At 43.6% G+C, this 23928-nt stretch carries 22 protein-coding genes and 3 tRNA genes; 12 read left to right on the top strand and 13 right to left on the bottom strand.

Annotation, left to right across the window (positions count from 1 at the left end; genetic code table 11):
• Positions 1 to 19: 19 nt before the first annotated feature.
• The 6 genes from trmD to ACWB1W_RS05220 form a co-directional block, all read right to left on the bottom strand.
• A complete protein-coding gene (gene trmD / locus ACWB1W_RS05245) occupies positions 20 to 793 on the bottom strand; it encodes a tRNA (guanosine(37)-N1)-methyltransferase TrmD (RefSeq protein WP_479370334.1) in 774 nt (257 codons plus the stop codon).
• Complete coding sequence (gene rpoD, locus ACWB1W_RS05240) at positions 783 to 2495, bottom strand: RNA polymerase sigma factor RpoD (RefSeq protein ID WP_479370333.1); 1713 nt, start codon at positions 2493 to 2495, stop codon at positions 783 to 785. The genes trmD and rpoD overlap by 11 nt, the downstream gene beginning before the upstream one ends.
• Positions 2496 to 2531: 36 nt before the next feature.
• Positions 2532 to 4034: a DNA primase gene (gene dnaG / locus ACWB1W_RS05235; protein ID WP_479370332.1), complete on the bottom strand. Its 1503-nt coding sequence runs from the start codon at positions 4032 to 4034 to the stop codon at positions 2532 to 2534.
• 120 nt (positions 4035 to 4154) lie between these two features.
• Positions 4155 to 4313, bottom strand: coding sequence for a hypothetical protein (locus ACWB1W_RS05230; protein ID WP_479370331.1), 159 nt, complete (start codon positions 4311 to 4313; stop codon positions 4155 to 4157).
• Between the two features lie 485 nt (positions 4314 to 4798).
• Positions 4799 to 4874 (bottom strand) — tRNA-Val (locus ACWB1W_RS05225).
• A 20-nt stretch (positions 4875 to 4894) separates the two neighbouring features.
• Positions 4895 to 4972: transfer RNA gene (locus tag ACWB1W_RS05220), tRNA-Glu, on the bottom strand.
• A 98-nt stretch (positions 4973 to 5070) separates the two neighbouring features.
• On the opposite strand from ACWB1W_RS05220, the gene leuB reads away from it, so the two are divergent.
• Both leuB and ACWB1W_RS05210 read left to right on the top strand, forming a co-directional pair.
• Positions 5071 to 6165 (top strand): 3-isopropylmalate dehydrogenase, encoded by a 1095-nt coding sequence (gene leuB, locus ACWB1W_RS05215; protein WP_479370330.1) that lies wholly within the window; start codon positions 5071 to 5073, stop codon positions 6163 to 6165.
• Complete coding sequence (locus ACWB1W_RS05210) at positions 6152 to 7630, top strand: hypothetical protein (protein ID WP_479370329.1); 1479 nt, start codon at positions 6152 to 6154, stop codon at positions 7628 to 7630. The genes leuB and ACWB1W_RS05210 overlap by 14 nt, the downstream gene beginning before the upstream one ends.
• Here ACWB1W_RS05210 and lon read toward each other — a convergent pair.
• Complete coding sequence (lon, locus tag ACWB1W_RS05205; RefSeq protein ID WP_479370328.1) at positions 7617 to 9947, bottom strand: endopeptidase La; 2331 nt, start codon at positions 9945 to 9947, stop codon at positions 7617 to 7619. The two genes, ACWB1W_RS05210 and lon, sit on opposite strands and share 14 nt — an antisense overlap.
• Before the next feature lie 89 nt (positions 9948 to 10036).
• Here lon and ACWB1W_RS05200 point away from each other — a divergent pair, with 89 nt between their 5' ends.
• On the top strand, positions 10037 to 10939 hold the full coding sequence (locus ACWB1W_RS05200; protein ID WP_479370327.1) for an AAA family ATPase: 903 nt from the start codon (positions 10037 to 10039) through the stop codon (positions 10937 to 10939).
• Between the two features lies 1 nt (position 10940).
• Here the strand turns inward: ACWB1W_RS05200 and folE are convergent, their stop codons facing one another.
• Positions 10941 to 11495 (bottom strand): GTP cyclohydrolase I FolE, encoded by a 555-nt coding sequence (gene folE, locus ACWB1W_RS05195; RefSeq protein WP_479370326.1) that lies wholly within the window; start codon positions 11493 to 11495, stop codon positions 10941 to 10943.
• 64 nt (positions 11496 to 11559) lie between these two features.
• On the opposite strand from folE, the gene guaA reads away from it, so the two are divergent.
• Genes guaA through ACWB1W_RS05180 form a run of 3 tightly spaced genes read left to right on the top strand, consistent with a single transcriptional unit; the run spans position 11560 to position 14182 of the window.
• Entirely contained in the window at positions 11560 to 13092 is a 1533-nt protein-coding gene (gene guaA / locus ACWB1W_RS05190; protein WP_479370325.1) for a glutamine-hydrolyzing GMP synthase, read from the top strand.
• 44 nt (positions 13093 to 13136) lie between these two features.
• On the top strand, positions 13137 to 13346 hold the full coding sequence (gene thiS / locus ACWB1W_RS05185) for a sulfur carrier protein ThiS (protein ID WP_459774528.1): 210 nt from the start codon (positions 13137 to 13139) through the stop codon (positions 13344 to 13346).
• A gap of 32 nt (positions 13347 to 13378) precedes the next feature.
• Complete coding sequence (locus tag ACWB1W_RS05180; RefSeq protein ID WP_479370324.1) at positions 13379 to 14182, top strand: thiazole synthase; 804 nt, start codon at positions 13379 to 13381, stop codon at positions 14180 to 14182.
• Here ACWB1W_RS05180 and ACWB1W_RS05175 read toward each other — a convergent pair.
• Both ACWB1W_RS05175 and ACWB1W_RS05170 read right to left on the bottom strand, forming a co-directional pair.
• Positions 14150 to 14656 carry a shikimate kinase gene (locus ACWB1W_RS05175; protein ID WP_479370323.1) on the bottom strand — a complete coding sequence of 169 codons (507 nt, stop codon included), beginning with the start codon at positions 14654 to 14656 and terminating at the stop codon, positions 14150 to 14152. The two genes, ACWB1W_RS05180 and ACWB1W_RS05175, sit on opposite strands and share 33 nt — an antisense overlap.
• On the bottom strand, positions 14653 to 15624 hold the full coding sequence (locus ACWB1W_RS05170) for a cellulose biosynthesis cyclic di-GMP-binding regulatory protein BcsB (protein WP_479370322.1): 972 nt from the start codon (positions 15622 to 15624) through the stop codon (positions 14653 to 14655). Before ACWB1W_RS05170 ends, ACWB1W_RS05175 begins: the two co-directional genes overlap by 4 nt.
• Before the next feature lie 42 nt (positions 15625 to 15666).
• Between ACWB1W_RS05170 and ACWB1W_RS05165 the strand changes: the two genes are divergently transcribed.
• A tRNA-Pro gene (locus ACWB1W_RS05165) sits at positions 15667 to 15739 on the top strand.
• A gap of 609 nt (positions 15740 to 16348) precedes the next feature.
• Here the strand turns inward: ACWB1W_RS05165 and ACWB1W_RS05160 are convergent.
• A complete protein-coding gene (locus ACWB1W_RS05160; protein WP_479370321.1) occupies positions 16349 to 16963 on the bottom strand; it encodes a phosphoribosylanthranilate isomerase in 615 nt (204 codons plus the stop codon).
• Positions 16964 to 16982: 19 nt separating this feature from the next.
• Between ACWB1W_RS05160 and ACWB1W_RS05155 the strand changes: the two genes are divergently transcribed.
• From ACWB1W_RS05155 to resB, 4 genes are read left to right on the top strand one after another with little or no spacing between them, the layout of a single operon-like run.
• On the top strand, positions 16983 to 18524 hold the full coding sequence (locus ACWB1W_RS05155; RefSeq protein ID WP_479370320.1) for a sodium:neurotransmitter symporter family protein: 1542 nt from the start codon (positions 16983 to 16985) through the stop codon (positions 18522 to 18524).
• A complete protein-coding gene (sppA, locus tag ACWB1W_RS05150) occupies positions 18511 to 19362 on the top strand; it encodes a signal peptide peptidase SppA (RefSeq protein WP_479370319.1) in 852 nt (283 codons plus the stop codon). Before ACWB1W_RS05155 ends, sppA begins: the two co-directional genes overlap by 14 nt.
• The gene (locus ACWB1W_RS05145; protein WP_479370318.1) at positions 19362 to 19655 is read left to right on the top strand and encodes a septation protein SpoVG family protein; all 294 of its coding nucleotides are present in this window, start codon (positions 19362 to 19364) and stop codon (positions 19653 to 19655) included. Before sppA ends, ACWB1W_RS05145 begins: the two co-directional genes overlap by 1 nt.
• Entirely contained in the window at positions 19639 to 21249 is a 1611-nt protein-coding gene (gene resB / locus ACWB1W_RS05140; RefSeq protein ID WP_479370317.1) for a cytochrome c biogenesis protein ResB, read from the top strand. The genes ACWB1W_RS05145 and resB overlap by 17 nt, the downstream gene beginning before the upstream one ends.
• On the opposite strand, the gene purF is transcribed toward resB, so the two are convergent.
• Both purF and ACWB1W_RS05130 read right to left on the bottom strand, forming a co-directional pair.
• Positions 21239 to 22639 (bottom strand): amidophosphoribosyltransferase, encoded by a 1401-nt coding sequence (gene purF, locus ACWB1W_RS05135; protein WP_479370316.1) that lies wholly within the window; start codon positions 22637 to 22639, stop codon positions 21239 to 21241. The two genes, resB and purF, sit on opposite strands and share 11 nt — an antisense overlap.
• Before the next feature lie 28 nt (positions 22640 to 22667).
• Positions 22668 to 23315 carry a septal ring lytic transglycosylase RlpA family protein gene (locus tag ACWB1W_RS05130; RefSeq protein WP_479370315.1) on the bottom strand — a complete coding sequence of 216 codons (648 nt, stop codon included), beginning with the start codon at positions 23313 to 23315 and terminating at the stop codon, positions 22668 to 22670.
• A 199-nt stretch (positions 23316 to 23514) separates the two neighbouring features.
• On the opposite strand from ACWB1W_RS05130, the gene ACWB1W_RS05125 reads away from it, so the two are divergent.
• Positions 23515 to 23928 (top strand): hypothetical protein (locus tag ACWB1W_RS05125; protein WP_479370314.1); only part of this gene is annotated, 414 nt, incomplete at its 3' end.

Here is a 23928-nt window from a genome sequence, read left to right as displayed (position 1 = left end):
GTTTCAAAAGAAGAAAACTTTAAAGACGTTTTTTTCTCTCCCTTAACCATTCCTTAAACGACTTACCAGACAATATACTATTTAAAATATCTTTTTCAAGTTCTGTCAAGTCCTTGGGTATTAAGTCTGGTCTTTTCTTCACCGTATTTTCTATTCTGTTCCAAAGTTTCCAGAGTTCTATAAGTTTATGGTTTCCCGAAAGAAGTTCATCAGGGACTTTCATACCCCTGAACTCCCTGGGTCGCGTGTAAACGGGATATCCGAGCCACCTGTTTGAAAAGCTATCCTCCTCAAGGCTTTTGGGCTCACTTAAAACTCCCGGAAGTAACCTGCTCACTCCATCTATAATTGTAAGGGCTACAAGTTCTCCGCCGGAGAGTATGAAATCCCCTAGGGAAACCTCTTTATCAACTATTACTTTTACCCTTTCGTCAACCCCCTCATACCTTCCGCATATAATCACTATCCTTTCCTGCTTTGTTAATTCCATTAAGAGCCTCTGGTTTATTCTCTCCCCCCAGGGCTCGGTTAAAAGTACATAAGGCTTTCCGAACTGCTTAACAACGTAGTTGTAAGCGTTAAATATGGGTTCGGGTTTTAAAACCATTCCGGGAAGTCCACCGTAGGGAACATCGTCAACCTGACCTTTTGGTGCGAACTTCCTAAGGTCTATTGTATGTATTTCAATTTTTTTCTTTTTTATCGCCTGTCTTACTATACCGTATTCGGTATAACACTCAATTATAGGGGGGAATATTGTGAGGACGAAGAAGAGGAGAGGATTATAGCTCAAAGTCTTTCAGATACTTAGCCCTTGAAGGATGTCTTAACTTCCTCAAAGCCTTGTTTTCTATCTGTCTTATCCTTTCCCTTGTTACGTTAAACATCTTTCCTACCTGCTCAAGGGTGTATTCCGTCCCGTCAACGAGTCCGTATCGATACATAAGTATTTCCCTTTCCTTTTCCGACAGGGTTTGTAATACCTTCTCCAGCTGTTCTCTAAGGAGTTTCCTCGTTACCTGCTCTTCGGGGTTGGGTATGGACTTGTCTTCTATGAAGTCTTTCAGGAATGTGTCTTCGTCGTCTCCTATCGGTGTTTCAAGGGATATAGGCTCCTGAGAGAACTTCATAACCTTTATAACTTTTTCAACGGGGATATCAAGGTATTCCGCTATTTCCTCGGGTGTGGGCTCTCTTCCGTTCTCCTGGAAGAGTTTCTTAGAGGCCTTTATTATCTTGTTAATTGTTTCTATCATGTGAACGGGAATTCTTATAGTTCTTGCTTGGTCCGCTATTGCTCTCGTTATAGCTTGTCTTATCCACCAGGTTGCGTAAGTTGAGAACTTGTATCCCTTTCTGTAGTCATACTTATCAACCGCCTTCATAAGCCCTATGTTTCCTTCCTGTATAAGGTCAAGGAAGTGGAGACCCCTGTTTACGTATTTCTTTGCTATTGATACTACGAGCCTGAGGTTTGACTGTATCATTATCTGCTTGGCTTCAACAACCTTCTTTCTACCCTGTTCAATTATCTTCATAACCTTTGGAATTTCCTCCTCAGGGTAAACGCCTATCGTTCTTTGAAGCCTATCCACTTCCCTCTTTAGGGATATATACTCGTTTACGAGGTTTGTAATTTTCTCAAAGGGTATTCCCTTATCCTTAATAGTTTTCTGGATTTCGGGGTCAGTTAAGTAGTTTTTAACAAAGTAATCGGGGTCCTTGTGAAGGGCTTTTATCTTCCTTATCCTTGCGTTCAGGTCTTTCTTCTTTCTGGCGTATTCTTTGAATAGCTTTATTATCTCTTCGGTTACCCTCTCAAACTTTGCGTATTTAATCTTCATATCCTTTATGACCTTGTTCATCCTTGCGTGGGTGTAAAGGTATCTCTTCCTGTTTTCGGGTGTTGGGTTCTTTATGAACTCTTCCCTTACCTCAAGGAGTTCTTTGTAAGCCTTTGCAAGCTCGTATCCTTTTCTTATAAAGTATTGTTTAAACTCGTCAAATCTGTCCTCAAAGTCTTCGTCATTTTCGTGCTCTACAAGGTCCATAACTTCGTGAATCTTTAGTTTTCCGTTACAGAGTTTTGCCCAGTCGTCAAGTATCTTCTCAACGAGAAAAGAGGTCCTTGTGAGTCCTCTCCTCATTATCTTTCTTCCTATCTCTATCTGCTTTGCGTAGTATATCTCCTCCTCCCTCTTCAGGAGTGGGATTTTCCCCATCTCCCTGAGGTAAAGTTTTACAGGGTCTCCATCCCTTGCGGATACGGTAAAGGAGCTGGAAACTACGACTTCTTCCTCTTCCTCCTCCTCTTCAAGGTCCTCTTTCTTCTCAACAACTTGAATGTTCATCCTGTGGAGTAAATCCATAAGGTCTTCAAACATATCCGAGGATACAAAGTCTTCGTCAAGAACCTCGTTAATCTCGTCGTAGGTGAGGTATCCCTTTTCCTTTCCCATCTCAATGAGCTGTTTCACACCATCCTTCTCCAGCATTCCTTACCTCCTGACTCCAAAAATTTATTAAAATAACTATTTATATGCATTTTTCAAGCCCTTTTTTCTTAACCTTTTACCGACTTTACCCTCTATAACCTCTTTAAGTGTTTTCTCAAAGAGGGTTTTAAAGTCTGGAGATTCAAATTCTAAGGCCTCTTTCGGTATTTCGTCCTCATATCCCAGCAAGGCTTTTCTGCAAAGTTCCTTTACCTCTTCATCAATCGGAAGTTTATCGGGGTCTATATTCGGTTTAAATGCCAAAAATCCCTTTATTAATACCTTATCTCTGAACTTTAACTCAATTTTTTTATACTCATTTTGAGATTTGGGAGGTATTATTAGCCTTTCCATGGGAACTTTATTTTTCGTTGCAAACTCCGCTGTAAGTGCCGTTCTGAGAGCAGCATCCCTAACGTGCTGTATATATTCTTTAAAAAGTCTAATACTTTCCTCTTTGTTATCTCTTCCCGCTTCTATTAACCCGCTGAACAGCTCTTTAGTATTGAGAATCAATTCCTTTAAGGCTTTTACACCGTAAGCTTTTACGAATTCATCCGGGTCGTATCCTTCCGGAAGTTCTACGGGGTAAACTTCCATACCCGCATCAAGAAGAAGGGGTATAGCTTTCCTGGTTGCTTTTCTTCCTGCTTCGTCCCCATCGTAGAGTATGTAAACTTTCTTAGTAAATTTTGATAAGAGCTTTGCCTGTTCTTCCGTAAGTGCGGTCCCGAGGGGTGCGACTGCGTTCCTTATTCCCTCAGAAAAGAGCTTTATAACGTCGAAGTATCCCTCCACAAGAACCGCATAGCCCTCTTCCTTTATGTAATCCTTTGCCTCGTAAAGGCCGAATAAGTTCTTTCCCTTCTTAAATACCTCACTGTCGGGGGAGTTTATATACTTGGGAGCCCTGTCTTCCTTTATACTTCTTCCTCCGAAACCTATCACCCTCCCCTGAGAGTTTCTTATAGGTATTACCACCCTTCCGACGAATAAGTCCCTGTAAGTGTTTCCTCCTCCCTTCAGGATGTTTCCCGTTTTTAAGTAGTCTTCCAGTATTTCGTTTTCCTTAAGAAAATTAATTAACTCCTCACTTGAGGGAGAGAAACCGAGACCAAACTTCTTAACGACCTTTCCGTCTATTTCCCTATCCGAAAGATACCTTATCGCTTCGTCGTTTTTCAGAAGTTTTTCCCTGTAGAAGTCAGCAACCTTATCAAGGGCTATTAAAACCCTTTCATTCCTCGATACACCCTTTACGTCAAACTTAATCCCGTATTTTTTTGCAAGTTCAACCGCAGCCTCAAGGTAAGACACACCCTCGTAAAGCGAAACGAACTTTATCGCATCTCCCCCTACTCCACAACCGAAACACTTGAATATTTGCTTTGAAGGAGAAACGTAAAAAGAAGGAGTCCTGTCGGGGTGAAAAGGACAGTTAGTTCTGTAGTTAGACCCCACCCTTTCAAGATTTATGTATTCGGAAATAACGTCAACTATGTCAAGTTCCCGCCGAAGCTCCTCTATGTCTGAAGACATCACTCAAAAGAATTTATTATCTCACTGACCTGTGTCAAGTTTTGGAAAAATCCTAACTAAGGTTTTGCATGAGGTGAGTAGGGAGATGTCAGGTTTTGGAGCAAGAAGAAAAATAGCCTATTATCCGAAAAAGGAGGAAATCGTATGCACTATCGTATCAAAGACATAAGCTACATGCCATACAGTCCATATCCATAACCTTATTGCTCTTAGTTTCCTTACCATATAGTCCTCCAAACCTAAACTCTTGAGCTGTTTTATCTGAATCTTACTTTCCATTGGCTTATTCTTTCCCCTTCAGGTTTTTCTAAAACCGTCTGACTTAGCTTTAATCCTGTTTCAGTATCAACTCTTGCCTTGCTAATAGCGCAGACAAAATCAATGTTCTGAGATATAAGGAATTAGGGAATGTATTTCGTTTGTGGGATTGAAGTCCGATGTGCTCATGAATCTTGATAAAATAGAAACGTAGTAAGTAATGGAAGAAGACAAGGTATATGGGTTTTGTGAGAAAATATTTATTAGAGTTTTATATATTGATTCCTCCTTCATCAATCCTTGAAAAAATTTAAATATTTTCACTTATATGGGAAAATATTGATTTTAAAAACAGAGTTATATACATAGAAAGCACTTCTACAAAAACTAAAAAAACAAAAAGATAAAAAAGAGCACGGTTATGTTTTCACGAATTGGAAATGACTAAAAGATATGCATCCGATTTCGGCAGTTTTTCAGCAAGGAAAGATTAAAATTAATTCAAATGGTAGGCGGGGCGGGACTCGAACCCGCGACCTCCGCCTTGTAAGGGCGGCGCTCTCCCAACTGAGCTACCCGCCTTCGTGTTTATAAAAAAAAGGTGGCACCCCCGGCGGGATTTGAACCCGCGTTTCCGGCGTGAAAGGCCGGCGTCCTAGGCCAGGCTAGACGACGGGGGCTACCACCCCTTCTCTCTTACCTTCCAACCTTGACGAAATCTTATTATAGAGAACTCCGGAAAATATGTCAAGAGTTTTATCGTTTAAAATACTTCCTTATGAAGGAATTCAAAATAGCGGTTCTAAAGGGAGACGGAATAGGTCCGGAGATAGTGGAACAAGCCCTAAGGGTTCTTGATAAAGTTGCAGAGATATACGGAGTTGAGTTCGTATATAGAGAAGGATTAATAGGAGGAGAGGCGATAGATAAAACGGGAAATCCTCTTCCCGACGAAACGCTTGAACTCTGTAAGAAGTCGGATGCGATACTTCTCGGTGCGGTAGGAGGGCCAAAGTGGGACAACCTTCCTACCGATAAGAGACCGGAGAAGGGTCTTCTAAGGATAAGGAAGGAGCTTGACCTTTACGCAAACCTTAGACCCGCAAAGGTATGGGATGCACTCGTGTCCTCCTCCCCTTTGAAGGAAGAGGTGGTTAAAGGAACGGATATGCTCGTAATAAGGGAGCTAACCTCCGGAATATACTACGGAGAGCCGAGGGGTATTTTCACGGAAAACGGAAAGAGGTATGCCATAAACACGATGAAGTATACAGAGTACGAGATAAGAAGGGTGGTAAGGAAGGGATTTGAGATAGCGAGAAAGAGGAAAAAGAAGCTTACGAGCGTTGATAAGGCAAACGTTCTTGAGGTTAGTGCTCTTTGGAGGGAGATAGTGGAAGAAGAGAAGAAGAATTATCCGGATGTTGAGCTTGAACACCTTTACGTTGATAACTGCGCTATGCAGCTTGTCAGAAGACCTACTACCTTTGACGTTATAGTTACGGGAAATATATTCGGGGATATACTTTCGGACGAGTCGGGAGTTGTCGTCGGAAGCCTTGGAATGCTTCCCTCTGCAAGTGTGGGGGACAGGTATGCCCTTTACGAGCCCGTTCACGGTTCCGCTCCCGATATAGCCGGAAAGGGAATAGCAAACCCAATAGCTACAATACTTTCCGCAGCTATGATGCTTAAATACTCCTTCGGGATGGATAAAGCCCACGACCTTATAGAAAAGGCGGTTGAAGAAACACTTAACGAGGGATACAGAACTCCGGACATTTGGAGCGAGGGCTGTAAAAAAGTGGGAACTAAAGAGATTACCGATAAAATTATAGAAAACATAGAGAGGTTAAAGGATGCTTATAATTAAGCTTTTCCTTCTTTTAATAGCTTTCTCTTTCTCCCAAGTTCCTCAAGAACTTATAAAATTCTTCCAAAGGGAAGGTTATGTAGTAAAAAAAGAGGGTAATGAGGTAATACTTGACCTCCCGAAGGGAAAGGTGTTTTTCGGGGAAAGGTTTGAAGTTATAACAAAGGGAGAACCTATAATTCACCCCATTACGAAGAAAGTTCTCGGGTATGAAGAAAAGAAAACCGGAAAGGTTGAGATAACTGAGCCTAAAGAAAACTTTTCCTATGCGAAGATTATTGAAGACAAAGGCATAAAAGTTGGAGACAAGGTAAGGCTTATTGTAGGAACCGTTTGTTACGAAGGAGAAGATGAAGGCTTTTACGCCTTAAGTGGTGTTGTTAAAAACTTGAAGCGAGGAAGAGATAACTGCACCTATGTAGTTAAGGAGCTTGAAAAGGGATATGGGGTCTCATACCTCGGAAGACCTATAGCCTTCTTCCCTATTGAGAGAAAGGTATACGCGGAAAGGGAAAAGTATCCCAAGGATTTTATAGTTAAAGCAAGGTATGTTAGGAGCTTTGATTTTCTTCCTCTTTCCGCAGATATATGTAAGCTCTTCGGAAAGAAAGATTACCTTATCGTCCTTCATGAAAGCGGTATTAAAGTTTACGAGGTTTTAAAAAGCGATTTCGTGGAAGTTACTTCTTACGCACTACCTCCGGGTTATCCCGTTGGCGTAGTTTGTTACGATAGATACGTTTTCGTGAATATAATTACGAACGGCAGGGCATCAAGTGTAATACTAAAACCTGTAGGTGATTCCTTCATACTACTTGAGAAAGACATTCCCTACGTCTTCGGCTATTTTCTAAAGAACGGAGAAAAGGTTTTAGTGGGTCAGGAGTTTAACGAAAGAGATTACTGGGGAGAAACCTACAAGTTTAAGTTAAAAGGAAATAAACTTGTTAAAGTTGAAAAGCTAAATCTTCCCGAAGATTTCAGGATTGATGGAGCTATTTCTCTTGATGACCTATTAGTCTTCGTTGACGGCGAGAAGAGGTTAAAGGTCTACTACAAAGGAAACGAAGTTCTTTCGGAAGAAGGTTTCGGTTCTTCATATACAACCGCAGAACTTCCCGAGGAATACAGCTATGCGGACGGCAATACGTATATCTTTTACGTAAGACCTTCTTTTACTGAGGTTTTCCAAAAGGTTATACCTTTAATTCCTAAGAATAAAAGTTCTGCCGTTTTTTCCGTAGTGGGTTTTACGAAATTTATACAAGGAGAGCTTTGGGGCTTAATAGAGAAGAAGAAGGGTTTTTTTGAAGCTGTAAAGCTCAAGGGGAGGAGGTTTGAGGAAGCCGTTCAGGCGGTAGTTAGAGACTCGGAAGGAAGGGTATTTGTAATAACGGGGAAAAAGGGAACCCTCCCAATACAGAACAGGGGAGATGTATACCTAATAGAGATTAACCCCCTTTAACGGGCTTTGGCTCCCTCACAAGCGCTATCTTAAACACCTCGTCCAGGTTTTCAACGAAGTGTAGGGTCATCTTTTCCCTAACGTATTCGGGGAGCTCTTCAAGAACTTCGTCCTTATTCTTCGCAGGTAGTATAACCTCGTAAATCTCGGCCCTTTTTGCCGCAAGTATCTTTTCCTTTAGACCACCTACCGGAAGAACCCTTCCCCTCAAGGTGATTTCACCCGTCATAGCTACATCCATTCTCACGGGTATATCCGTGAAGAGTGAAAGAAGAGCAGTAGCTATAGCAACACCTGCGGACGGCCCATCTTTCGGAACCGCTCCCTCGGGAACGTGGACGTGAACGTCAACCTGTGAGAATATATCGGAGTCTATTCCGAAATCTTCAGCTTTTGAACGGATAAAGGAAAGGGCGGCCTGAGCACTTTCCTTCATAATATCCCCGAGAGAGCCGGTAAGAACTAAAGAACCTTTCCCTTTCATCTTTGTAGCTTCTATGAACATTATCTCCCCGCCCACTTCGGTCCATGCAAGACCCGTTGCAACACCTACGAGAGGTTTTTTCTCCCTCTCGGGTCTGTATCTCGGAACACCGAGAAGCTTCCTTACAACTTCCTTATCAACCTTGAAGGGGCCACTCTCACCCTGAAGCTTTTTGACCGCCAGTTTCCTGAGGACTGCGGAAATCTGTCTCTGGAGATTTCTTACACCTGCCTCCCTTGTGTATCCCCTTATTATTTCAAGAATAGCGTCATCGGTAAACTCAACTTCCTCGGGTTTCAGTCCGTGTAGGGGTATAAGCTTAGGGATTAGGTGTTTTTTCGCTATGAACAGTTTTTCCTCTTCCGAGTATCCCGAAAGGAGAATTAACTCCATTCTATCAAGAAGGGGTGTTGGAATTGTGTCAGCCCTGTTTCCGGTGCATATGAATATTACCTCTGATAGGTCAAAGGGAATTCCTATGTATAGGTCTGTAAACTTCTTATTCTGTTCGGGGTCTAAAACCTCAAGTAATGCTGCAGCGGGATCCCCTTGGAAAGATATGGCAAGTTTGTCTATCTCGTCCAGCATTATTACGGGATTTTTAGTTCCCGCCTGCTTTATTGCCTGTATTATCCTTCCGGGCATAGCACCGACATACGTTCTCCGGTGACCCCTTATTTCCGCTTCGTCCCTTATTCCCCCCAGGGCAATCCTCACAAACTTTCTCCCCAGGGCTTCTGCTATAGACCTACCGAGGGAAGTTTTTCCCACACCGGGAGGCCCCACAAAGGCTAAAATCTGAGTCGGAGATTCTTTACCCTGGGTTAACTTCCTTATTGCCAGATACTCTATAATCCTGTCCTTTACCTTATCAAGGTTGTAATGGTCCCTATCAAGTATCTCCCTTGCCCTATCAAGGTCATAATTGTCCTCAGTTCTCTCGCACCACGGAAGGTCAAGAACCCAATCTAGCCACGTTCTTATCACACCCGCTTCCGCGGAGTCCGGGTGAAGTCTCTCAAGCCTCTTTATGTTCTTCTCTATTTCTTTAACACCTTCTTCGGGGAGACAGTCCTTAATCTTCTCAAACTTCTTCGTATACTCCTCTATTTCCGCCTTTATTCCCCCTGCTTCTCCGAGCTCTTCCTGTATAGCCTTTAGCTGTTGACGAAGGAAGTATTCCCTCTGTTCCTTTTCCATCTTCTCCCTTGCGAGTTCACTAATCCTCTGCTTTACCTCAAGGAGTCCTATCTCGTCCTGAAGGAGCTTGTGGACCTTCTGAAGCCTTACCCTGGGGTCAAAAGTTTCAAGTATTTCCTGGGCTTGGGAGGCCTTTATATCCAGTATGGAAGCGACCATATCAGCGAGCTTTCCGGGCTCTTCTAACTCCTTTATGAGAACCAAAAAGTCCGGGATTATCTGCTTTCCGAGACTTACGAGCTTATCAACGGACTCCTTAACCGCCTTGATGAGAGCTTTATCTTCTATCGTTTGGTCCGTCGGAGAAATATCCTTTTCCTCAACCACTTCAACGGTTGCAACCCAGTGGTCTTCCTTCCACTCAAGCTTTTTTAAAACTGCTCTTTTTAATCCCTGAACGAGAATTTTTACCCTTCCGTCCTCTATGGGAACCGTTCTTAGTATATGGGCAACAACACCGACTTTGTATATATCTTCTTCTTTCGGTTCCTCTATATCCTTGTCCTTCTGGAGGACCAGAAATATAAGCTTATCCTTTTTGTTCGCTTCCTCTATTGCCCTTATGGAGAACCGCCTTCCGACAAAGAGGGGTTGAACCATTGTAGGGAAGATTACTATATCCCTTAAGGGCATTAAAGGATACTCAACGGATCCTTGGGGTATTTGGGGCACTTGGTATAGCTCGTTCACGCTCCTCCTCCTTGCTTTTTAAAATTATACCAATGGATATTGAAGGTATACTTTCAGAGGCTTCAAAAGTTCTGAAGGGCAAAGAAGAAGTTATAGAGAAGGCACTTTTATGTCTCCTTTCGGGGGGACATCTCCTCATAGAAGACGTTCCGGGAACGGGGAAAACAACCCTTGCCCTTTCCCTTGCAAGAGTCCTCGGATTATCTTTTGCCCGTATTCAGTTTACCAGCGACCTGATGCCTTCGGACATAACGGGTGTTAACGTATTCAATCCAAAGACAAGGGAGTTTGAGTTTAAAAAAGGGCCCATATTCCACAACGTTATTCTTGCAGACGAGATAAACAGGGGAACTCCCAAAACACAGAGTGCCCTTCTTGAGGCTATGGCGGAAAGGCAGGTAAGCGTTGACGGAAAAACTTACAAGCTTCCCGAGCCCTTTTTCGTTATAGCTACCCAGAACCCCGTTGAACATTACGGAACCTATCCACTTCCCGAGGCTCAGCTTGACCGTTTTACTATGAGGTTAAATGTCGGATATCCTCCTAAGGAACACGAAATAGAAATAGTTAGGGGAATAAATCCCATGGAAAGGGTAAATGAGTTATCAACAGTTTCCGTAGCTGAGGAAGTTTTAAAGGCCACTGAAGATGTAAAAAGAATTTATATCTCAGAGGAAATAGGAGAGTTTATCGTTGATTTCGCAAACACATTAAGAAACCACCCAGATGTTCTTCTGGGTATCTCAACAAGAGGTTTAATCCACTTGGCTCAGGTTGCCCGTGCTCAAGCATTCGTGAGAGGAAGGGACTTTGTTGTTCCTGAGGATGTAATTGATAACATACCTTACGTAGTTCCCCACAGGTTGATTTTGAGGGAAGGGGCACACGCGGAAAAGGTTATTAAGGAATGTCTTAAAACGGTTAAAGTCCCTTGATTTAACCTCCTCTTACAAGCTTTAGGAACTCCTCTCTTGTTCTCAAATCTTTCAGAAATACACCTCTCAGGGCTGAGGTCACGGTTATATGCCCCGGAGACATAACTCCTCTCATTGACATACAGAGGTGTTCCGCCTCTATAACAACCCCGACACCTTTGGGTTCAAGCTCCTTCTCAAGGAAGTCCGCTATCTCTTCCGTAAGTCTTTCCTGAACTTGCGGCCTTAAAGCGAAAGCCCTTACCGTCCTAACGAGTTTTGAGAGCCCGGATATCTTTTTATCGGGAATGTAAGCTATATGAACCTTTCCGAAGAAAGGAAGGAGGTGGTGTTCACAAAGACTGTAAAAACGTATGTCTTTAACAAGAACCATCTCGTTGTATCCCCCGAACTCCTCAAATAGTTTCATATCAAAGCTCCTCATACGCTCAAACTCTTCCCACATGCGTGCAACTCTATCGGGGGTTTCCCTGAGGCCTTCACGATTGGGGTCCTCACCTATTCCTTCAAGGAAGAGCTTTATCGCCTGCTTTATCTTCTCCTTATCTATTGCCATAAAAGTGATTTTACGGAAAGACCTTTTATAAAGTAATTATTTAGCTCATATATTATTAAATCTTATGCGGAAGAGACCCATAATAGTCGTTAACTTCGGCTCCCAATACGTTCAACTGATAGCCAGAAGGGTAAGGGAACTCGGTGTTTACAGCGAGATTGTCCACTGGGATACTCCCCTTGAAGAAATTAAAAAGAGAGAGCCTTACGGAATAATTTTCTCAGGCGGACCCGCTTCCGTTTACGCTAAGGATGCACCCATTCCTGACCCGGGTATTTATGAGCTCGGGGTTCCCGTTCTCGGCATATGTTATGGTCTTCAGGTAATTACACACCAGCTCGGCGGAAAGGTAGAAAGGTCGGAAAAGCAAGAATACGGAAGGGTGAGGTTAAGGATAGTTAAGGACGACGTGATATTTGAAGGGATTCCCGAGGAAAGTGACGTCTGGATGTCCCACGCTGACAAAGTTGTTGAGCTTCCGAAAGGTTTTGAAGTTCTAGCCGTTTCCGATAACTCTCCCTACGCTGTTATAGCGAACAGAAAAAGGAAAATTTACGGCTTCCAGTTTCACCCTGAGGTAACCCATACCGTTTACGGAAAAGAGATGCTTGCGAACTTCGTTTACGGTGTATGCAGGGCGGAAAGAAATTGGGAAATGGGAGACTTTGTAAAGGAGAAAATAGAGGAAATAAGAAGAACTGTTGGAAACTCAAAGGTTATAGCCGCACTCTCGGGGGGTGTTGATTCAACGGTTGCAGCGGTTTTAACTCACAGAGCAATAGGGAATAAGCTTCACTGCTTCTTTATAGACCACGGCCTGTTAAGGCTGGGGGAAAAGGAGGAGGTTGAGAGAAATCTCAGGAGGTTGGGACTTCCTCTTACCGTTGTTGATGCAAGTAAACTGTTCCTTGAAAGACTGAAAGGTGTTGAGGACCCGGAGGAAAAGAGAAAGATAATAGGGAAAACCTTTATAGAGGTATTTGAGAGGGAAGCGAGAAAAATAGAAGGAGCGGAGTTTCTCCTTCAGGGAACCCTTTACCCCGACGTTGTTGAGAGCGCGGGAATTAAGGGAAGTGCGAAGATAAAGACCCACCACAACGTCGGCGGACTTCCCGAAAGGATGAACCTAAAGCTCCTTGAACCCTTCAGGGAGCTTTTCAAGGACGAGGTAAGGCAGATAGGAAAGCTCCTCGGAGTTCCCGAAGAAATCCTTAAAAGGCATCCCTTCCCGGGCCCGGGTCTTGCGATAAGAATTATAGGTGAGGTTAACGAGAGGGATTTAGAGATTCTCAGAAAGGCGGACTATATATTCATAGAGGAACTGAAAAAGGAGGGACTTTACGACAGGATTTGGCAAGCCTTTGCTGTTCTCCTCCCCGTAAGGAGTGTAGGCGTAATGGGGGATGTCAGGACGTATGAAAAGGTTATAGCCCTCAGGGCCGTTGAAAGCGTTGACGGAATGACTGCGGACTGGTATAGACTCCCCTACGACTTCCTTGACAGGGTGATGAGGAGGATAATAAACGAGGTTGAGGGAATAAACAGAGTGGTTTACGACGTGTCTTCAAAACCCCCTTCAACGATTGAGTGGGAGTGAGCAGTGGCAGGTATAAGGTGATTTTCATATATTAAAAAATTACGATGCCCAGGATAATCCTTAACGGAGAAGAAAAAGAAATACCCCGTGAGCTTACCGTCATGGAGCTTTTAAACGAGCTCGGTATAAAGTTCAGAGAAATAGGCTTGGCTGTGGCGATAAACGAGGAAGTGGTTCCGAAGTCCGAATACAACACGAGAAAGGTGAAGGAAGGGGATAAGGTTGAGGTTGTTCAGCTGGTAGGCGGTGGCTAAAAGTTTTAATAAATCCTTCGGAGGTAAGCTTTATGCAAGACTGGGAAAAGCTTCTTCAAGATGACTACCTTGAGATAGCGGGAAGGAAATTCAAATCAAGGCTCATAATTGGCTCCGGGAAGTTTAAAGACTTTCAACAAACAAAGGAAGTTCTTGAGGCTTCGGGAGCTGAGATAATAACCGTCGCGGTGAGAAGAGTTAACATAACGGACCCCACAAAGGAGAACCTCCTTGACTACATAGACCCCAATAAATACCTAATACTTCCCAATACCGCGGGGTGCTACACGGCGGAAGAGGCGATAAAGACCGCAATGATGGCAAGGGAAGCAACCGGTATAAACTGGGTGAAGCTTGAGGTTATCGGGGACCAGAAAACACTCCTTCCCGATATGGAAGAGACGTATAAAGCTGCAAAAGTCCTCGTGAAAGAGGGTTTTGTGGTTCTTCCCTATATATTTGACGACCCCGTTTACGCCAAGAAGTTTGAAGATATAGGGTGTGCAGCGGTTATGCCCCTTGCTGCACCAATAGGCTCGGGACTTGGACTCCAGAACCCCTACAACCTTATCTTTATAAAAGAAGCTGTTTCAGTTCCCGTTATAGTTGACGCCGGTATAGGAAGTGCTACCGATATACCTCCGGTTATGGAACTGGGAGTTGATGGGGTTCTCACTAATACCGCCCTTGCGGAAGCAAAGGACCCGATAAGAATGGCCGTAGCTATGAAATATGCAACTATTGCGGGAAGACTGGCCTACCTCGCAGGTAGGATGCCCAAAAGAACCTATGCAGTTCCCTCCTCACCCACCAAGGGTGTTCCCTTCAAGGGCTGATAAAATCTCATTAACTACTTCCTCGGGGGCTTTCTCCCCCTTCACCTTTATATGAGCTTTTTTGTAAACCTTACTTCTTTGGTCAAAAAGTTTCTTTATCTCGGATACAGGTCTCTTAAGGAGGGGCCTGTTCGGGTCCTCACCGCACCGTTCTAAAAAGGTTTCAAAGCTCACCTCAAGGTAAACAACTTTTCCCCTTCTTTTCATAAACTCCATAGCTTCCTCGTTTGCTCCGAGTCCTCCACCGGTTGATACGACGAATTTTTCACCCTCGGAAAGTTCCCGCAAGATACTAAATTCAAGTGATCTGAAAAATTTCTCCCCTTTTTTCTCAAATATCTCGGGAATACTCATTCCTTCCCTTTTTACTATTTCCTCGTCAACGTCGTAAAAAGGAAGATCTAAGCGGGTAGAGAGAAGCTTACCGGCAGTGCTCTTTCCGCTACACATAAAACCTACGAGGTATATTCTCATCTCTCAACAGTTCCCTCTTCGTATCCCCTGTATTCTGTTATACCGTAGTGGCAGTCCTTACAGCTGAGTCCGTATCTCTTGGCTATTCTCTGGTGCTTTGAGTGAATATCCATAAGGGGTTCAAACTTCCTCAGCTTAGGAATGCCTATTCCCTGGTGACACTGGAAACAGGTTATCATAGCTTCCCTCCATAGCTTCTTAGCTTTTTCCTTATCTTTCTCCTCCAGAGCTTTCGGGAGCTCAACGTACATTATTCTGTTCCTCTTTTTAACGACTTTTTTAACCTCGGGAGGGAACTTTGCCATCATCGGAGCTGCTATTGACATATTCCTACCGCACGCGTGAACACCCCTTGAATCCTTGAGAATATCAAGGGCTGATGTAAACTCTCCGTGTTCAATCATTCCCCTAACTCTTACCCAACTGAAGAATGTTGAGTAAGCTCCTGCTTTGAACGCCAGAACTTTGTCCGCAAGGAAACGTGCAGCCTTTACCACTTCCTTTGTATTCCTTCCCCCTACAACGAGAATTTTCCTTCCGTTCCTTTCAAAAACCTTTAAAGATGGACCTTCAAACTTCACCCCCAAAGCTTTAACTATTTTGTTGTTTGTCCCTACAACGATTAGATGCCTGTCCTTATAACGGTCTACCTCTTCGTCGTTAATTAAAATTCTCGGTATCCTTCCTGCCTTTACAATTTGAGGGGTAAGACCTATTCCGTCTGTCCACTGTCCCAGATAAAAAGCTATCTTAACCGCTGAGGATAGCACTTCCTTACCTTCGTCCTTCCCCACAACTATGTAAACGTTGGGAACCGCAACATCTTTTGTTTCAGCGGGTGTTCCCTTCCAGGCGGTTGTGTACTTTATATAGGGAAACTTCTTAACCTCTTTGAAATCCATATTTATAGACATTCCGAACCCTAAGCTGCTCAGTATCAATCCGGTAATTATCCATTTTCTCACCATCTTCTAACCTCCTTAGAAATTCTATAATATCTTATATATCCACGGGGCGTAGCGCAGGTGGTAGCGCGTCGGCTTTGGGAGCCGAAGGTCGCGGGTTCAAGTCCCGCCGCCCCGATGTTTGAACTATCCTTTAGTTAATTAGAGCCATACCTTTGAGAAATCTAAACTGATCAGGCAGTTTTCTATTTTCAACTCAAGGGTATCGTCTACGACGTCTGTAAGTTTTCTATATTTTCCTTCGTGGAGCTTATAAACTTTTGCTTTTCTAATTGATAGAAAAACGTAAAATGTAATACTCTACACCTTTCCTCTCGTAGAGTTCATACTTCAGTTTTTCATCTTTTCCCGCTGTATTTTCAGAAACTCCTTCAAAGATTACCTTCGGAGTTTTGTGAACTACCCCGCATCAAAGATGCGGAGCTTCGGGTGGGTTTACACCCTCTATGGGGTGCCTTACCACCACGGGCGGGTTCACTCCGCCCCTACTCCTACCCTGCCGAAGGCAGAGCTCACGGAGATACCTTCGGTCAGGCGGAGCTACTTTCAGCTCCTTCACTCTACCTCTACCCCACCTTAAAGCCTTTGGTCTCCCTCTCGGGAGCGGTGGGGTATTTAGCCATACTACTAATTTACTCTACGAATGCTTTCCGGTCAACCCTTTCGGGGTGGGCTGTATCCTCGTATCATAGGTACGGGGTTTTAGCCCGCAAACTTTTCTATAAATTTATCTTTTTTTGGCCTCTCTTATAAACCTTTCAACCTTCTCTTTATCTTTTCTTCCCTTTACTTTTTCTACTCCGGAGGAAACGTCAACCCCGTAAGGTTTTACGTGTTCAACAGCCTTCCCTACGTTTTCGGGATTAAGCCCTCCCGAGAGAAATATCCTGTAGCCTTCTTCAACAAGAGCTTTTGCTATATCCCAGTTAAAGGTTTTTCCCGTTCCGCCGTAAGCTTTCTCCGAATAGGTATCGAGTAAAAGGGCATAGGAGTTTTTCCATTCCCCGATTTCCGGAGTAGTATCCTTCACTCTGAACACTTTTATTACCCTATTGAGTCCTATCTTTTTCCCGAGACTCAGGTCTTCGTCCCCGTGGAGTTGAATGAGGTCAAAACCCTCCTCAAGGAGCTCCCTTAAAAACTCATAGTCTTCGTTAACCACAACCGCGACTTTCCTTACCGGATAATTTTCCAGGGCTTTTATTATTTCAAGCCTTTTCTCCTTGGGAGTAAATCTCGGACTTTTTGGATAGGTTATAACTCCTACGTAGTTTGCCCCGCTTTTTACCGCATGGAGGGCATCCTCTACGTTTGTTAATCCGCAGATTTTAACCTTAACCATCACTTTAAAATATTCTCCTATGGAAGTGAAAAGAGAACATTGGGCTACCCGCATAGGTTTAATCCTCGCTATGGCTGGAAACGCTGTAGGGCTTGGTAACTTTCTTAGATTCCCCGTTCAGGCCGCGGAAAACGGGGGCGGGGCTTTTATGATTCCATACATAATTGCCTTTCTTCTTGTAGGTATTCCCCTTATGTGGATAGAGTGGGCTATGGGTAGATACGGAGGAGCACAGGGGCACGGAACTACTCCGTCCATCTTTTACCTTATGTGGAGAAATAGGTTTGCAAAAATTCTCGGGGTGTTCGGGCTCTGGATACCTCTCGTAGTAATAATTTACTACGTATACATAGAAAGCTGGACACTCGGGTTTGCCATAAAGTTCCTCGTCGGACTTGTTCCGGAACCCCCGCCCGGTGCAACGAGTCCCGATGCAGTTCTCCACCCTTTCAAAGAGTTTCTCTTTGAATACGTAGGTTTCCCAAAAGGCGATGAACCACTCTTAAGCCCCTCTCTCTTTGCATACCTCGTCTTTCTCATAACCATGGCTATAAACGTTGGAATACTCATAAGGGGAATATCGGAGGGTATAGAAAAGTTTGCAAAAATAGCTATGCCGACCCTGTTCATCTTGGCGGTTTTCCTCGTTATTAGAGTTTTTCTACTTGAGACACCGAACAGTTCCGCGGTAGAAGGACTAAATTTCCTCTGGACCCCCGATTTTGAGAAGCTAAAAGACCCGAGCGTCTGGATAGCTGCGGTCGGGCAGATATTCTTTACCCTGAGTCTCGGTTTTGGTGCGATAATCACTTACGCCTCGTATATAAGGAAGGATGACGACATAGTTCTGAGCGGGCTTACCGCATCAACTCTTAACGAAAAGGCGGAGGTAATACTCGGAGGATCAATAGCTATACCTGCCGCGGTTGCCTTCTTTGGTGTTGCAAATGCTGTTGCAATAGCAAAAGGAGGCGCTTTTAACCTCGGTTTCATAACGCTACCTGCGATATTTTCACAGACAGCGGGAGGTGTTTTTCTGGGATTTTTATGGTTCTTCCTCCTCTTCTTTGCAGGTCTCACCTCATCCTTGGCACTCATGCAACCCCTTATAGCTTTCTTTGAGGATGAGCTTAAATTCACAAGAAAGCAGGCGGTCTTACTCACTGCGGGAATAGTTTTCTTCAGTGCACACCTCGTTATCTTCCTGAATAAATCCCTTGACGAGATGGATTTCTGGGCGGGAACGATAGGGGTTGTATTCTTTGGTCTCGTTGAGATTCTCATATTCTTCTGGATTTTCGGAGCGGATAAAGCCTGGGAGGAGATTAACAGGGGTGGAATAATAAAGGTTCCGAGATTTTACTACTACGTTATGAGATTCATAACTCCCGCATTTCTCGCTATCCTCCTTATAGTCTGGGCTAAAGAATATATACCGAAGGTTGTTTCCGAAACCCACTGGACCGTGTGGGTCACCAGATTTTACGTGATCGGCCTTTTCCTATTCCTCGTTTTCTTGGTTTACCTTGCGGAACGGAGAAAGAACCATGAAGTGGCTTAAGAGGATAATCCTTTTCTTAATCCTCCTTATAATTTTTCTTACGATGCTTCAAGCGATAATAACAAAAATCCCCTTAGGAAAAAGGATAGCGGTATTAAAGCTTACCGGCGTTATAGTAAACCCCTATCCCCTTGTGAACAGAATAGAGAAACTGAGAAAGTCAAAGAACGTTGTAGCCTTAGTTTTAAGGGTTGACTCCCCGGGAGGTTCAGTCGGGGCTTCTCAGGAGATATACAGAGCTCTTGAGAGGTTTAGGGAAAGCGGGAAACCCGTTGTCATATCCATGGGAAACATAGCGGCATCCGGCGGGTATTACGTCGCCTCCGCGGGGAATTACATATACGCAAATCCGGGAACCATAACGGGAAGCATCGGTGTAATAATCCAGCACATGACGTATAGAGAGCTTTTAAACAAGCTCGGTATAAAGGCCACTTCCATAAAGACGGGAAAGTTTAAAGACACATTGAGCCCCTTGAAGGAGCTCTCGGAAGAAGAAAAGAGATACCTCCAGGAGCTCGTTAACAACGCTTTAGAACAGTTCATTCAGGCAATTCTGAAGTATAGGAAAGACAAAATTAGCGAAGAGAAACTCAGAAGTATAGCGGACGGAAGGGTTTTCACAGGAGAGGAAGCCCTAAAGCTGGGACTGGTTGACGGTATAGGCTCTCTTTACGACGCAATAGAGAAAGCTAAGGAACTCTCGGGTTATCCCGATGCAAAGCCCCTCTTCCTTCAGGAGGAAAAATCTCTTCTTAAGAGGCTCGTCGGTGCTGACCTTGAGGAGTTGAAGGTTATTAACGCATACACTCCTCTGTTCTACCTTGCGGAGTTTTGATGGAAAGGGTAAAGATAGTAAAGTTTTACCCCTTTGAAGTGCCATACAAGCGGGGAAAGCTTCTCGCATACTTTGACATACTCCTTTACGGAGAGATATTAATAAGAAATGTTAAGCTTATCCGAAACGTTTACGGAGGTATGTTTATAGCGATGCCTTCCTTTCAAGTTAAGGACAAAAGCATACCGGTCGTTGAGATACTTTCAAAGGAACTGAACGAAGAGATTAGGAGAAAGCTTGTAGATTTTTACAAGGAGAAGGTTATGGAGTTGAAGGATGAGGAAGGTGCTTGAGTTCTTTTCGGGTTTCGGAGGTCTTGTTTTAGGCTTTATTCTCTTCACTGCGGTAGTTATTGCCGGACTATTCCACCTTGAAGAGGTAAATACCTTATACTGGTTAGTCTTTTCCATTTCTTCCCTATTGTTTGCTACGTCCTTTTTACTTAACCTCGCAGGATGGATAAGGGCTCTAATAAGTGACTACAGAAAACACGGAAACCTATTTTCCTTCCTATACGACTTTTTTGCTTCCTTGAAGCTCGCAATATTCATAATGCTCGTTCTCGGAATACTTTCTATGCTCGGCTCAACTTACATAAAACAGAATCAGCCCTTTGAGTGGTATCTAGACCAGTTCGGTTATACCGTAGGTATATGGATATGGAAGCTTTATCTTAACGACGTTTTTCACTCGTGGTATTACATACTCTTTATAGTTCTCCTTGCGGTTAACCTTATCGTTTGTTCAATAAAGCGATTACCGAGGGTTTGGAAGCAGGCATTCAGTAAAGAGAGGATAACTAAGCTTGACGAAAAGGCGGAAAAACACCTCAAGCCTATAACCGCAAACATAGGAGATGTTGAAAAACTCGTTAAGTTCCTCGCAAAAAAGGGATTTAAGGTATTTATGGAAAAGGAAGAAGGGAGAACTTATATCTTTGCAGAAAAGGGTAGGTTCTCAAGGCTTGGAGTTTACATAACCCATATAGCGCTCCTTATAATAATGGCCGGAGCTTTAATAGATGCCATTGTAGGGGTAAGGGGAAGCCTGATAGTTGCGGAGGGGGATACAAACGACGTTATGTTCGTAGGACCTGAACAAAAGAGCTATAAACTCCCCTTTGCGGTTCATCTGATAGACTTCAGGATAAAGACCTACGGTGAAGAAAACCCCAAGGTTGATGAGCGTTTTGCCCAGGCGGTCAGCTCATACGAGAGCGATATAGAAGTAATAAATTCCGGAAAAGTTGTAGCAAAAGGAACGGTTAAGGTTAACGAGCCTTTTGATTTTGGAAGATACAGACTCTTTCAGGCAACATACGGACTTCTTGAGGGAACGAGCAATATGGGAGTTATAGTAGTTGACCGAAAGAAAGCCCACGAAGACCCCGAGAACGCGGTAGTAGGTATGTTCAACATAAAGAGCGGTCAGGTTGTTGAGTTTAAAAACATGCTCATATCCATAGACAGGGTTATCTTGAACATACACGATCCTACGAACCAGAACGAGCTGGCTCCCGGAGTTGTTCTCAAGGTTCTCCTGAACAGAAAGCCTTACAGCGTTCCGGTTATATACGACCCGCGTCTTACCGCACTCGTTTTTTCCCAGATGGAGGAACTTAAAGACTTCCCCTACATGTTCTTTATGAACGGCTTTGAGCCTTTATTCTTTTCCGGTTTTGAGGTGTCCTATCAGCCGGGCACACCCCTTATATGGCTCGGTTCCATAATTCTCGTTCTCGGTATGGCAACAGCCTTTTACACAGTTCACAGAAAAGTATGGATAAGGGTTGAAGAAAACAGGGCAAAGATAGCCTTCTACTCTCATAAGTTTAAAGAAGAGTTTAAGAGGAGCTTCTTAAAGGAACTCGAGGAACTCAAGACTTGAGTTTAGAAAGCTTAAGGTCCTCAACCTCAACGGGATAGTTAAGACTAAAACACGCATCGCAGAAATCTCCCGCGTTTTTTACGGACCTCCTTAGTCCCTCAATGGATAAATACCTTAAGCTATCAACACCTATAAACTTTGCTATATCTTCAAGGGGCATTTGGTTCGCTATGAGCTCCTCTCTCGTCGGTGTATCAATCCCATAGTAGCAGGGCCCCACAACGGGCGGGGAGGCTATCCTCATGTGTATTTCCTTTGCTCCGGCACGTCTTAGCATACTTACTATTCTCTTGGAAGTAGTTCCCCTCACAAGAGAATCGTCTATAACAACTATCCTTTTTCCCTGTAAAACAGCCCTGTTAGGAGAAAGCTTCATAAGGACTCTCAGGTTTCTTAGCTCGGGTGTCGGTTCTATAAAACTTCTTCCTACGTAATGATTTCTTATAAGTCCGTATTCAAAGGGAAGTTTATTTTCTTCCGCATAACCGAGAGCAGGAACTATACCCGAGTCGGGAACGGGAATAACGACATCTGCCTCTACGTCGTCCTCTCTTGCGAGCTGTCTTCCCATCTCTTTTCTAACGTTGTAAACCCAGTCGTTGAATATATAGCTGTCGGGTCTTGCAAAGTAAACGAACTCAAATACACACTGGGCTTTCTTCCTTGAGTTTAAAATCCTGTAACTTCTTATTCCCTTCTCGTCAACGATTATTATTTCCCCGGGCTTTACCTCCCTCCAGAATTCACCCTCAAGAATGTCAAAGGCACAGCTCTCGGAAGCAAAAAGGATACTCTTTCCTTTTCTTCCTATAACGAGAGGTCTAAAGCCGTAGGGATCCCTTACTGCAACAATCTTGTCTTTTAAAAGAAAGAGAAGACTGTAGGCACCTTTAACCCTGCCGAAAACGTAAAGGAGTTTAGGGATTATTTCTCTGTCAAGGGGATGTATGTCAAGACCTTCGGGTTTTAGCTCCTTTCCTTCCTCAAGGAGAGCCAAGAAAACTTCGGTATCCGAGTTGTAGCTAAACTTTATTCCTTTTGATTCAAGTTCCTTTCTCAGCGTTAAGAAGTTAACAAGGTTTCCGTTGTGAACTAAGGCAACCTCTCCGAGCGGTGTCTCCCTAACTATAGGTTGGGCGTTAAATCCTCCGGCGTTTCCGGCGGTTGAATACCTAACGTGGGCTATCGCCATATTCCCCTTTAAGGAGTTCAGATCTTCTTGCTTTAAAGCTTCAAGAACTCTTCCTGCCTTCTTTACAGTATGTATCCTCTTTCCGTCCGAGGAGCTAATCCCCACACTTTCTTGGCCTCTATGTTGGAGGGAGTAAATCATCAGGAAAACGTATTCCGAGGCGTAAGGGGAGTTAAAAACACCGGCTATTCCGCACATCTTAACAGATTTTAAATATATGCTATTTTTAGTATCCGCACCGTATGACTTTTGCCTCAAAAGGGATAACCCCGTCCTTTATCATTCCCAGCTTTTTTGCCGCACCGTAAGAGAGGTCAAGCTCCCTTCCTCTTACGTAAGGCCCCCTGTCTACTACCTTTACCCTTACCTTTCTTCCGTTCCTTAGGTTTTTCACCTCAAGAATGGTTCCGAAAGGAAGGTATCTGTGAGCGGCGTAAAGTCCGTAAGCATTAAATCTGATACCCGATGCGGTTTTCTTTCCGTGAAATTTAGGACCATACCAAGAGGCGTATCCCCTTATAACGGCAGGACAGCTTTTTACGTTGTTCTCTCCACATCTTAGAACGTAAACCTTTCCCTTAAAGGGTTTTCCCAAAATCTTCTTATACTTCTTCGGAAGGCAAATACCCTTAACGTTACGGCTATACCTAACCGCAATACTTATTGATTTCCCGTTCCCGGGATTTACAACTTTAATCTTACTCAGATGCTGAAAAAGGTTTGAGTAAGCGTATCGGGTTGGACAGTAATGAACCTTTACATATAGGTATCTTGGACATTTTGCCCTATACTTCCCCTTAACCCTTACATTCGGAGCACAACTGTTTAACAAAAGCAAAATAAAAATAAAAAGGACCGTAAAGCCCCGGGGCATAAAGAGATTTTAAAACTTAAGCAATGCAGAAAACAGGGGTACAAGACCTAAGAGAAGTGCGATAGCTATAATTGATATTAACACGTCTCCCATCTCTATACCTCCTTACATGAATTGTATTTTAACACACACAGGTTAGTAAACACAATCTTATTAAAATAATAAAACACTTTTTCGAATTTGTGAAATAATAAATTTCATGTGGGGAAGAGTGCTGAAGTTAATATGTGAAGAGGCCGGCGAGAGAAACCTTTTCTTTTTAGAAGCGGACGAAAATCTAAAATGGTTCGGAGTCCCGGTTAGAGAAATATGTCAAAAGGCTAACCCCGATATGAAGAACTCCGAGATAGCCCAAACCATTAAGGCATCCCTCCAGCCCGTGGAAGGTGAAGGTTGGGTCGTATACGTTGACCCTTTTAACAACTTTGCGGATATTTACCCCTCCGATAAGCCGAGATACAGGAACAGATGGAACCCGGAGAAGCCTTACGACATAAGCGAAACACGTTTCCGTATAGGCTTTTTCGGCTCCAAGGAAGAAGCTTACGACTTTTTCCTGAACATTTCCAAGAAGATAAGAGAACTTTACGACCTTAAGTTTGACGTTATATAC

The sequence above is a fragment of the Aquifex sp. genome, from assembly GCF_056494385.1.
Note: the sequence above shows the minus strand (reverse complement) of the source record. Positions and strands in the feature narration are given on the sequence as shown.